The sequence below is a fragment of the Variovorax sp. YR752 genome, assembly GCF_943372545.1.
The window spans coordinates 1-10,932 of the sequence record NZ_CALRZC010000262.1; the positions used below are offsets into that span (position 1 = coordinate 1).

The 10,932-nt window shown below is 68.4% G+C and carries 11 protein-coding genes; 4 read left to right on the forward strand and 7 right to left on the reverse strand.

Annotated elements, in window-relative coordinates; translation table 11 throughout:
* Positions 1 to 1,144, forward strand: a 1,144-nt coding sequence (locus tag AAG801_RS36035) for a DUF4139 domain-containing protein (protein ID WP_341892736.1), incomplete at its 5' end; no start/stop codon positions are given.
* A gap of 18 nt (positions 1,145 to 1,162) precedes the next feature.
* Here AAG801_RS36035 and AAG801_RS36040 read toward each other — a convergent pair.
* The 7 genes from AAG801_RS36040 to ylqF form a co-directional block, all read right to left on the reverse strand.
* Complete coding sequence (locus tag AAG801_RS36040; RefSeq protein ID WP_341892737.1) at positions 1,163 to 3,352, reverse strand: TonB-dependent receptor; 2,190 nt, start codon at positions 3,350 to 3,352, stop codon at positions 1,163 to 1,165.
* A 37-nt stretch (positions 3,353 to 3,389) separates the two neighbouring features.
* Positions 3,390 to 4,868, reverse strand: a complete 1,479-nt coding sequence (locus AAG801_RS36045) for an ABC transporter permease subunit (RefSeq protein WP_341892738.1) — start codon at positions 4,866 to 4,868, stop codon at positions 3,390 to 3,392.
* Between the two features lie 15 nt (positions 4,869 to 4,883).
* Positions 4,884 to 6,284, reverse strand: coding sequence for an ABC transporter permease subunit (locus AAG801_RS36050; protein WP_341892739.1), 1,401 nt, complete (start codon positions 6,282 to 6,284; stop codon positions 4,884 to 4,886).
* A gap of 4 nt (positions 6,285 to 6,288) precedes the next feature.
* A complete protein-coding gene (locus AAG801_RS36055; RefSeq protein ID WP_153282910.1) occupies positions 6,289 to 6,993 on the reverse strand; it encodes an ABC transporter ATP-binding protein in 705 nt (234 codons plus the stop codon).
* 121 nt (positions 6,994 to 7,114) lie between these two features.
* A complete protein-coding gene (ykgO, locus tag AAG801_RS36060) occupies positions 7,115 to 7,264 on the reverse strand; it encodes a type B 50S ribosomal protein L36 (protein ID WP_013542562.1) in 150 nt (49 codons plus the stop codon).
* Positions 7,265 to 7,368: 104 nt separating this feature from the next.
* Positions 7,369 to 7,833: a transcriptional repressor gene (locus AAG801_RS36065; RefSeq protein ID WP_341892740.1), complete on the reverse strand. Its 465-nt coding sequence runs from the start codon at positions 7,831 to 7,833 to the stop codon at positions 7,369 to 7,371.
* Between the two features lie 54 nt (positions 7,834 to 7,887).
* Complete coding sequence (gene ylqF / locus AAG801_RS36070; RefSeq protein ID WP_341892741.1) at positions 7,888 to 8,865, reverse strand: ribosome biogenesis GTPase YlqF; 978 nt, start codon at positions 8,863 to 8,865, stop codon at positions 7,888 to 7,890.
* Between the two features lie 217 nt (positions 8,866 to 9,082).
* On the opposite strand from ylqF, the gene AAG801_RS36075 reads away from it, so the two are divergent.
* From AAG801_RS36075 to AAG801_RS36085, 3 genes are all read left to right on the forward strand, one after another.
* Positions 9,083 to 9,685: a cell envelope protein SmpA gene (locus tag AAG801_RS36075; protein ID WP_341892742.1), complete on the forward strand. Its 603-nt coding sequence runs from the start codon at positions 9,083 to 9,085 to the stop codon at positions 9,683 to 9,685.
* A 162-nt stretch (positions 9,686 to 9,847) separates the two neighbouring features.
* On the forward strand, positions 9,848 to 10,276 hold the full coding sequence (locus AAG801_RS36080) for a CBS domain-containing protein (RefSeq protein ID WP_192192830.1): 429 nt from the start codon (positions 9,848 to 9,850) through the stop codon (positions 10,274 to 10,276).
* Positions 10,277 to 10,382: 106 nt separating this feature from the next.
* Complete coding sequence (locus AAG801_RS36085; RefSeq protein ID WP_101489550.1) at positions 10,383 to 10,742, forward strand: HPF/RaiA family ribosome-associated protein; 360 nt, start codon at positions 10,383 to 10,385, stop codon at positions 10,740 to 10,742.
* Positions 10,743 to 10,932 lie beyond the last annotated feature (190 nt).

A 10,932-nucleotide genomic window follows, 5' to 3' on the forward strand; every position in this document is an offset into this window, starting at 1 on the left:
GATGCGCCGCTCAGGCCAGGACGCGCTGCTCAAGCAGCACCAGATCCAGCGCCGCCAGACCGACCTCGGCCGCCAGCTCAAGCCGCTGCTGGCCGAGCGCGGCCGCTCGCAGGGCCAGGGCGCGCAGGTGACGGCCGTGACCGTGACGCTGGCCGCCAGTGCCGACGCCGACGTGAAGCTCAGCTACCAGGTCAACGGCCCGGGCTGGACACCGAGCTACCGCGCGCTGCTCGACACCACGACGCGCAAGGTGCGCATCGAGCGCCAGGCGCTGGTGGCGCAGGCCACGGGCGAAGACTGGCGCGGCGTGAAGCTGGTGCTGTCCACCGGCCAGCCGCGCCGCGAGACCACGGGGCGCACGCCGAGTGCATGGCGCATCGGCATCGAGCCGCCGCCGCGCGCGAACGCCGACATGGCGTACATGGCCGCGCCGATGCCCGCTGCCGCTCCGGCCGCCATCGCCGTCGACCGCAAGATGGCCATGGAGCGCGCACGCGAGCCGCTGTTCGATGTGAGCGTGTTCGACAACAGCTTCGCCACCGAATTTGCGGTGCCGCAAAGCATCGACATTCCTTCCAACGGCCAGCGCGTGACGCTGGCACTGGGCCAGCACGAAGACACGGCACAGCTCGCCGCACGCACCAGCCCGCGCGTGGACCCGAGCGCCTTCCTGGTCGCCGAGATGGCGCAGCCCACGGGCGTGTGGCCGGCCGGCCCGATGCAGCTGTACCGCGATGGCAACTTCGTCGGCCAGGGCCGTTGGAACGCGCCGAGCGACGCGAAGCTCACGCTCTCGTTCGGTCGTGACGAACTGGTGCGCGTGCAGGTCGAGCCCGAGCGCGACAACCAGGGCTCGGGTGGCTTCGCGGGTTCGCGTGCCGAGCGCCAGGTGCAACGCGCCTACGTGGTCGAAAACCGCCACCGCACGCCGATCGCCGTGCAGGTGCTGGAGGCCGCGCCGGTGTCGGTCGACGAGCAGGTGCGGGTGACCACACGCTTTGCGCCGCAGCCGGTGGATCAGGCGTGGAACAAGCAGCCGGGGCTGGCGATGTGGCGCTTCGATCTCGACGCGGGGCAGACGGCGCGCGTGTCGGCGGACTACACGATCGGGTATCCGAAGGATGCGCGGTTGCAGATGCGCTGAGCGCGCACCGCGGCGACGTCAGAAGTCGAACTTCGCCGACACCTCGAAGGTCCGCCGCGGCGCCAGCAGCACCTGGCTCGCGGCGCGGCCGGTCCAGGTCGCATAGAGCCGGTCCGTCAGATTGCGCACACGAAAACTCAACAGCGCATTCTTCAGGCGGTAGCTCACCGCCGCATCGACCGTCGTGAAGCCGTTGATGCGAATCTGGTTGGCGTTGTCGGTGTACATCGGCCCGGTGTGGTTCAGCGACGCGAAGTATTCGAACTTCGAGCCATCGGGCCGGTAGGTGGCGAAGACGTTGGCCATGCGCTCGGACACGTTCGGCGGGGTCTTGCCCACACGCGAGACGTTGCCGGCTTCGACCAGCGTGTCGAAGCGCGCATCGAGCGCCGCGAGGTTGCCCGCCAGTGTCCATTCGCGCGTGGGCTTCCACACGGCCGACAGCTCGAGGCCGCGCGACGACTGGCGGCCGTTGTTCACGGTGGTGGCGGCGTTGTTCGGGTCGCGCGAAAGCACGTTGTCGAGTTCGATCTTGTACAGCGCCGCGGTCCACTCCAGGTTGGCTGCGGGCAGGCTCTGCTTGAAGCCCACCTCGGCCTGCGTGCCGCGCGACATCGGGAACGCGGCGTTCGAGGCCGACAGCAGGAAGAGCGAACCCACCGGCAGCGTGGCGTTGGTGTACTGCGCGTACAGGCTCGACTGCGGCGACAGGTCGTACACCGCGCCGATGCGCCCCGAGGTGGCGCGGTAGCTCGCGCCGAAACGCGCGACGCTGCCCGCGTTCAGGTCCCAGATGCGGCGGTCGACCTCGGTGCGGTCGTGGCGCAGGCCGCCGACCAGCGTGAGGTCGCGCATCGGCTTGAGCGCATCTTCCACGAAGACCGAGGCGACCTTCACGCGCGAGAAAGTGTCGGCGCGGTTGCCCGCGCCGGTGGTCAGCGCGGGGTTGTCGTCGAAGTAGCCGGTGTACGGGTCGAACACGGGCACGCGCAGTTGCATGGCGGTGGCGGCGCTGCTGTTCGAGAAGCGGCGCTGGCTGCCGAAGCGTGTTTCGCTGTATTCGCCGCCGACGACGAAGCGGTTGTCCAGCCCGGCGATCTTTCCCTTGTGCGTGGCGTCGAAGCGGTCGAGCCAGAAGTCCTGGTCGTGCGTGATGAGCGTCTGGTCGCGCGCGATGCTGGCCGGCGGCACGAAGGTGGCGCTTTCGGAGTTGCGAAACATGCGCTTCGACTGGTTGGCCGAGAACTCGTTGCGCCACGACCAGCCGCCGCCCGCCTGCCCCGTGAGGCGCGCGCGCAGCCAGTAGGTTTCGGACGAGTTCTCGTCGTCGCGCACGTTGTAGTTGGTGCGGGCCATGCGCCGGTCGATCACGCGGCCGTCGGGCGTGCTGACGACGTTGGTGGGTTGCGTGGCGAAGCTGCGCGGCACGAGCGGCGTGCCCCAGTAGGCGTCGTTGTCGTCGCGCAGGTAGTCGAACGACAGGTCGAGCTTTACCGAGCCGCCCAGGTCCACCAGCAGGCCGCTCGTGAAGTGGTCGATGCGCTCGCCGTTGCGGTCGATGGTGCCCACCTTGGTGTCGTTGCGGCTGTAGTCGAGCCGGTAGGCGCTGGCCTCGCCCAGCGCGCCGCCGAAGCCGAAGGCCGCGCGCGTGGAGCCATAGCTGCCGTACGAGAGCAGCGCTTCCTTGTGCGGGTTGCTGCGGTCGGGCCGCTTGGTCACGAAGTTGACGATGCCGCCGATGGCGCCCTCGCCGTCGAGCACCGAGGCCGGGCCCTTGAGCACTTCGATGCGCTCGTAGTTCCAGGTGTCCTGCACGCGGTTGGTGACGCCCGCGCCCGAGCTGCGCACGCCCTCGTAGAGGTACATGAGGCTGTTGAAGCCACGCAGCGACAGCGTGGTCGGCGACGACGGCGGGCCGCCGCCCGACAGGCCCGCCATGCCGCGCAACGCTTCGCTGAAGGTGCGCGCGCCGCGCTGCTGGATCGCGTCCTGCGACAGGATCTCGACCGAAGCCGGCGTCTCGCGCACCGACAGGCCCAGGCGCGAGGCGGTGCTGCTCGACTCGTCGAGGTGCAGGCTGTTCGCGTCGCGGCTGCCTTCGATGGTGACGGTGCCGAGTTCGGCGTTGCTACTTCGCTCTTGTGCAGAAGCGACCTGGAAGGCGGTGAAGGCGGCCAGCGCGACGGCGGTGCGGGTGAACGGGGTCATGGAACGGTGCAGTGAAGGAAATGGAAAAAGCGATGCATCAGGCGACCGAAAAGCGCCGCAGCCGCCAGGCCGCGAGACCGAACAGCAGCAGGCTCGGCACCAGCAGTTGCAGCACGGCCAGCGCGGCCTGCCCGCGCACGAGGTCGACGGGCTCCTCGTGCCATGCGAAGGTGGGCATGCGCTCGAAGTCGGCCGGCACGAGCGCATCGCGCGCATCGATGCGCGGGAAGAAGAAGGCCTTCCAGGCCTCGTGGTGCGCCACGGTCTGCGCGTCGAAGCGCGCATGGCGGCGCGCGCCGTTGCCGGCCAGTGCGGTCATGCCTTCGTAGGCCACGGCCGCCGGCGACACGGCGCCGAAGCGGCCCAGCAATGCCTGCTGTTGCGCCTGCTGTGCATCGAAGCGCGCGAGCGCGGGGCGGATCGCCTCGTCGACCTCGCGCTGGATGCGGTAGTTGGCCAGCGAGCGGCCGGCGATCTCGATCTTGCCGTCGCGCGGCACGAGGATGGCGCCCTGCCCCACGTGCTGGTACTCGGTGCCCAGCAGGTCCTGGTGACGCTTCATCGCCTCGGCTGTGACCACGCGCTGGCGCGTGGCCAGCTCGGTGCGCGAGGGCGCGGGGCTGGCCTGCGTGACGGCCAGGTTGAGCAGCACCGGCGCGACCAGCACCAGCAGCACCCAGGCGATGACGAGCACCATCGCATTCGTTGCCGACGAGGCGCCGAAGGCGTTCACGGCCACCACCAGCGCGAACCAGAACAGCGCGTAGGCGCCGACCAGCAATGCCCACCACAGCGTGGTGCTGCCCGCGCCGCCCGCCGTGAGCCCCGCATGGCGTGCGATCCACAGCACGGCCACAGGCAATAGCACGGCCGGCCCCAGCAGCACCGCGGCGCGCACCGTGAGCTTGCCCGCGAGCAGCGTGCGCAGCCGCAGCGGTTGCGACAGCAGCAGGCGCAAGGTGCCGTTCTCGCGCTCCGCTGACAGCAGGTTGTAGCTGAGCGCGAAGATCAACAGCGGCAGCAAATAGACGATGACGAAGGCCAGGTCGAAATGCCCGCTCAGCAGGTGCCAGGGGTTCTCGATGTCGCTGGGGTTCATGAACACGACGCGGCTCTGGTTCGTGACCTCGTACTGGCTCGGGAACAGATCGCTCTGCCCCAGCGCGACCGGGCCCAGCGGCGCGGTCGGCAGCAGCACGTGCTGGCCGCCGTAGCTGCTCGCCATGCGCGAGGGATCGGCCGGGTTCTCGAAGGGCGTGGGTTGCGCGGTGCCGGCGAAGATGGCTTCGAGCAAGGTGCGTTGTGCGGTGCGGGTGTCGCGGTCGGCCTGCGCCACCGCCGCCTGCGCGCGGTCGCGCTTGGCGGTCTGCAGCAGGCCATTGCCCAGGGCATAGGCCACGAGCAAGAGGAACAACGCGCCGACGACCCACAGGCCGCGCTCGGCGAGCATCAAACGGACTTCCTGGCGCATCACGGCCAGCAGGCGACGACCTTGGGGAGGATGGATGGACGACATGGGTGGCATCCCCTCTCAGAGCGCGCGCTGGCGCAAGGTGGCAAAGGCCGCAAACGCCGCCGCGAGCAGCAGGCCGACGCACAGCACGAGGAAGCTGCGCGCCTGGTGCCGCAGCGCCCACCCGGCCCCCGGCGGGTGGTAGTCGAAGGGCGGCACGGTGGCCCAGAGGTCGGCCGTGGCCTGGTAGGAAAAGTGGCGATCGCCGAGCGGGTCGGCATGCGCCACGAGGTCCTTGCTCATCAGGTCCTGGATGTTGCGGCGGTGCAGTTCGGCGGCCGTGGTGAAGCGGCGGTGGTGCGAGAAGTCGGTGCCCGCCATGCCCATCGAGAAGCTGCGCACCGCGAGCAGCGGCAGCAGCAGGCCGCTCCACTCCTGCACTTTCTGCTGCTGTTCCCAGGTGTCCCACAGGCGGCCGTAGTGGCGGTCGTACACGGGGTACGAGGCCTGGTCGTCCAGGCGCAGCGCAATGCCCCATTTGCTCAGCGGCACGTCGCGCCCCCAGCGCTCGGTGGTGCCGAAGTTCTGCTGCCAGACCCGGTTCGACACGGCCTTGAGTTCCACGCCCAGGGCCTGGTTGAACTCGAGCCGCGTCGGGCTCGGGAACCACGTGCGCGAGAGTTCGGAGAGCACGCGCGGCGCCATCACGGCCTGCCCGATCCACAGCGCGAGCAGCACGGTGATCGCCATGCGCGAGCTCGACGACAGCGCCGACACGCCCAGCACGAGGCACACGAAGATGCCGAGGTACACCGCGTAGCCCAGCGACCACGCACCCAGCCGCAGCAGCGCATCGATGCGCCCGCCCGGCTCCGCGCCCACCGCCACGGCGACGGCCGCAACCAGCGCCGCCGGCACCAGCAGCACCGCGAGCAGCGCCGACAGCGCAAGCGCCTTGCCGGCCAGCAGGCGCAGCGGCGCCACGCCCAGGCTCAGCGTCTGACGCAGGATGCCCTGCTCGCGCTCGCCCGCGAAGGCGTTGAAGCCCAGCACGATCACCAGCAGCGGGCCGAGCACCTGCAGGATCCATCCGACCGACAGGTTGCCGAAGCGCTGCAGGCCGGTCGCGTCCTGCGCGGCATTGAACTTGACCTCGCTCTGGCGGTGTGCCTGCAGCCACACGGTGCTGCCGATGTAGGGGTTGATGCCCGCATCGACCATCGACAGCGGCGGCTCGGGCTTGAAGGCATGCATGCCCTGGTGCGCGGCGTCGTGCGGATGGCGCTGGTCCTGGTGCAGCCAGTCGCGGTAGTCCATGGCCTGCGCGGCGACCTGCTCGGCATGCGCGCCGCGCTGGTGTGCCCAGCCGACGGCGAGGGCGGTGAAGAGCAGCACGGCCACGAGCCCGCCCGCCCAGTACAGGCGGCCGTCGCGCAGGCGTTCGGTGAATTCGCGTCGAGCGATCCAGCGCATCAGCATCTGATCAGGCCCTCATGTGTTGAAGGTAGAGCGACTGCAGGTCGGTCTGCCCGATCTGCGCGCCTTCGAGGCTCTCGACCAGCCGCCCGCGCTTCATGATCCCGACGCGCGTGGCGGTCTGCTGTGCGTGGAACAGGTCGTGCGTGGTGGTGAGCACGGCCACGCCGCGGTCGGCCGCGCGGCGCAGCAGATCGGAGAACTCGGCGGCGGCGTGCGGGTCGAGCCCGGAGGTGGGCTCGTCGAGCAGCAGCGCCTTGGCCTGCTTGGCCAGCGCCACCGCGATCCACACCTTCTGGCGCATGCCCTTCGAATACATGCTGACGCGCTTGTCGGCGGCCGAGTGGTCGAGCCCCACCTCGGTCATCAGCGCGAGCAGGCGTTCGCGCGGCAGTTCGTGGCCCAGCGCCAGGCCGGCGAAGAAGCGCAGGTTTTCCAGGCCAGAGAGCGTGCCGTACAGCGTGACCTGCTCGGGGATGTACGCCACGTCCTGCTTGGTCGCGACCGGATGGCGCGTGACGTCGGTGCCGTTGATCTCCACCGTGCCGTCGGTCGGCGCAATGAAGTTCAGGAACAGGTTGATGGTCGTCGTCTTGCCCGCGCCGTTGGCACCCAGCAGGCAGTAGATGTCGCCGCCGCGGATGTCGAGGTCGAGACGGTCGAGCGCGGTGTGCGCGCCGTAGCGTTTGGTGAGGCCGGAGGCTCGGAGCATGGCGGAGGGATTCCGATGGAGGGAAGAAAGGAAAGGCGCGCGCAGGCACGCCCCGGCGTTCGCACGCCGATGCGGTCATCGAATGGGGAATGAAGGCGACGGCGGCACGGCCGCCGAATGCTCAGCGTTTGTTCTTGTTTTTCGCGCCGCCCTGCCGCGCCTTGAAGCGCGGGTTGGACTTGCAGATGACGTAGGTGCGGCCGCGCCGCGTCACCACCTGGCAATCGCGGTGGCGCTTCTTGGCTTCTTTGAGCGAGGACAGGACTTGCATGGGCGTGACCAGGGAGTTCGTTCGGACACGCGAATATACGTTATTGCGAATTCATTCTCAATAACTTTATGAGCCTTCCCCGGCAACTCCGGGGCCCGCCGTCGTCAGTGCGGCGGATGCGCCTTGGGTGCTTTCGCGCCGGCATCGACGCAGGCCGCGCACAGGCCGTGCAGCGTGACCTCGTGGTGCGTCACCTGGAAGCCCTTGGGCGCCAGGTCGTGCATCGGCCCCGGACACGCGTGCAACAGGAACACCTGCCCGCAGTGCGAGCAATGAAAGTAGTGATGGTGGTGGTGCCCGGCATCGCCGCCCTCGCCTGCGCCGTGCGAATGGTGGTCGTGCGGATCGGTCTTGCAGGCCACTTCGTAGCGCGCCGGTTCGCCCGGCAACTCGACCTTGGCGATCTCGCCGTCGGCCAACAGCAGCGCGACCTGGCGGTACACCGTCGACAGGCTGATCTCGGGCACGATGGCCCGTGCGTGTTCAAGAATTTCGGGGGCGGTCAGCACGCGACCGGCGTCGCTGAAGGCGGAGAAAACAGCGTTGCGCTGGCGCGTGAGACGTTGCATGTCTCGATGATAGGGGTGGCCCGCGCGGCGTTCAGCGTGCCGCGCGCAAGACCTTCACTCGTCCGCCGTGCGACTGCCGTCCGCTTCGGTCGCCTCGGGCTTCTGCTTGCCCTTCTTCCCACGCGCAGCCTTCTTCGCGGCACGCTCGGCGTCGGCGCGCTGGCCGGCGGCCAGCCATTGGGCGAACTCTTCGGGCGTCTCGAGCGTGATGCGCCCCAGGTTGCCGGCGCGGAACTCGTGCATCACGATCTCGGCGGCCTTCTGCAGGTTGACCTTGCCCTTGCCCAGCAGCGCGCCGCGCTTGCGGCCGATGGTGTCGAGCACGTCCTCGTCCTTCATTTCAGCCAGGGTGGCGGTGTCGAGCTCCGTGAGCTTGAAGCGCGCGACGAGGCCTTCGGCGTAGTTCGCCTTGAGATAGTCGAGCAACTCCAGCGCCACTTCTTCTTCATCGAACGCATTGCGCCCCACCGCGCCGCTGGCCGCGAGGTTGTAGCCGCTCTTGGGCACGATGATGCGCGGCCACAGCATGCCGGGCGTGTCCCACAGGTAGAAGTCGTCGGCCAGCGTGATGCGCTGCTCGAGCTTGGTGATGCCGGCCTCGTCGCCGGTCTTGGCCTTGCGACCGCCGGTGAGCGTGTTGATGAGGGTCGACTTGCCCACGTTGGGAATGCCGCAGATCAGCACGCGCATCGGCTTGGCCATGCCGCCGCGGTTGGGCGACAGCTCGTGGCAGGCCTTGACGATCTGCTGCGCGGGCATGGTCAGGCTCGCATCGAGCCCGATGGCGCGCGTGGCGGGCAGCGCGTTGTAGTGCGCGAGCCAGAGCTTGGTGCGCTCGGGGTCGGCCAGGTCCTGCTTGTTGAGCACCTTGAGCGTGGGCCGCCCGGCGGTGAGCTCGGCCAGCATCGGGTTGGCGCTGGAGCCGGGCAGGCGCGCGTCGAGCAGCTCGATCACCACGTCGATGTCCTTCACCCGTTCGGTGATGGCCTTCTGGGTCGAATACATGTGACCGGGGAACCACTGGATCGCCATCGATGGATGCTCTTTCTTTCGCGCTGTCTGGAAGGGGACCGGCCTCGCAGGCCGGGTGCGCATTGTGAACCGGGAACCGGACGGATTTCTCGCTGCTGCGCTTTTGATAGCAACAACTGGCGTATTTACTGGCCTGAAGGGCGCTGGATCGCCCCTAGAATCCGCGCGCTGCGCCACGCAGCTGTTTCAAGAAGTCACAACGAGGGAGATTCTTTTCATGGTTCAGCGCCTTGCCGCCGCCGCCCTGCTCGCGGCCACCACCATCCTGTCCGCCACCGTGGCGCATGCCCAGCGCCCGTCCCCGCCGCCCGGCCCGCTGACCGACGGTTTCCTGTGCTGCAACATGCGCACGTACGGCGACTCGATCAGCGACATCAACTACGACGAACAGGGCACGCGCATCGTCGCCGTGGGCACGCCGGCGCGCATCACGGCTTACGACTTCCGCTTCTTCAACGTCGATCTCGCGGGCAAGCCCCAGCGCATCAAGAACGACTACAGCCGCAACATCACGCTGATCGACTTCGCGAAGCGCTACGTGGTCACCGAAGACCCGAAGCGCAAGATCGCGAGCTTCCCGCCCGCAGTGGGCGCGGCCATCGTCGCGGGCAAGGTGATGCCCGGCATGACGCGCGAACAGGTGCTCATGGCCATCGGCTACCCGGTGGCCGGCGAGAACCCGAGCCTGGACGCACCGGTGTGGCGCTACTGGCGCGACAGCTGGTCGGAGTTCCAGGTCAGCTTCGACGAGAAGGGCCTCGTGAAGAACGTCGTGGGCGACGCCGTGGCGCTGAGCCGCGTGCTCGCCACGGCCCCTTGAACACACCCTGAGGTCACCCGGGGTTCGTGTGCGCGGCGTGACACGCGCAACACCCCGGAGGGTTTTGCATCGCGCAGGGCGATTCCGCCCCTATGATTTGTCCGAAGCACGGCGCCGCCACGTGCGTCGGCCGGATCGAAACCCCTGAATGGAGTGCCTGCGATGAAACCCGTCTCCGAACTGCTCAAGCGCCACGATTCCGCCGCCTGGCGCACCTCGCCCGACACCAGCGTGTTCGACGCGCTGGCCACGCTGGCGCATTTCGAGGTGGGCGCGCTCATGGTGATGGACGGCGAGAAGCTCGTGGGCTTTCTGTCCGAACGCGACTACACCCGCAAGGTGGCGCTGCAGGGCAAGAACTCCAAGGAGGTGAAGGTCGCCGAGATCATGACGCCCGACGTGATGACCGTCACCCCGCAGACCCAGACCCACGCCTGCATGGCGCTCATGAGCCAGCGCAAGTTCCGCCACCTGCCCGTGGTCGACGGCGACAAGGTGGTCGGCATGATCTCCATTCAAGACCTGATGGACGACATCATTTCCGAGCACGAGCAGACCATCACGCAGCTGACCTCGTACATCCAAAGTTGACGCGCCGGGCTGATGCCCCGTCTGATAAGGGCATCGCACCTACGCACAGGGGTACTCTTAAGGTGCACAGTGAAGGCTCGTTCACCATCCAGCAGGGACATCCGCAATGCAGATTCAGGTCAACACGAGCAATGGCATCACCAACAAAGACACGCTGGAGCGCTGGGCAGACACCGAGATCAAGCAGCACCTGAGCCGTTTCGTCGCAGACGTGACGCGCGTCGAGGTGCACCTGAGCGACGAGAACCATGACAAGGCCGGCGGCGGCGACAAGTGCTGCGTGATGGAAGCGCGCCTGGCGCACCACCAGCCGCTCGCGGTGACACAGCACGCCACCAGCCTCGACGAGGCCTTCCGCGGCGCGGCCGACAAGCTCAAGCGCCTGCTCGACAACACGCTGGGCCGCCTCAACCACCGCGCCCGCGATTCGATCCGCAAGGACGGCGAAGGCTTCGTCGCCGAGTAGTCGAGTCGAAGGTCAGCGGCCCGGCTTTCGCTTCGGCGGCGGCGGGCCCTGCGGCGTCTCCACCGGAATGAGCGGCGGGCGCCGCCCGTCGGACATCCAGGCGTCGTAGAAATCGATCTTGCGATCGACCAGCGACAGCGCCTGCTGCCAGTCGGCAATCGTCTGGTGCACGCGCGCGCGGTGCGCCTCC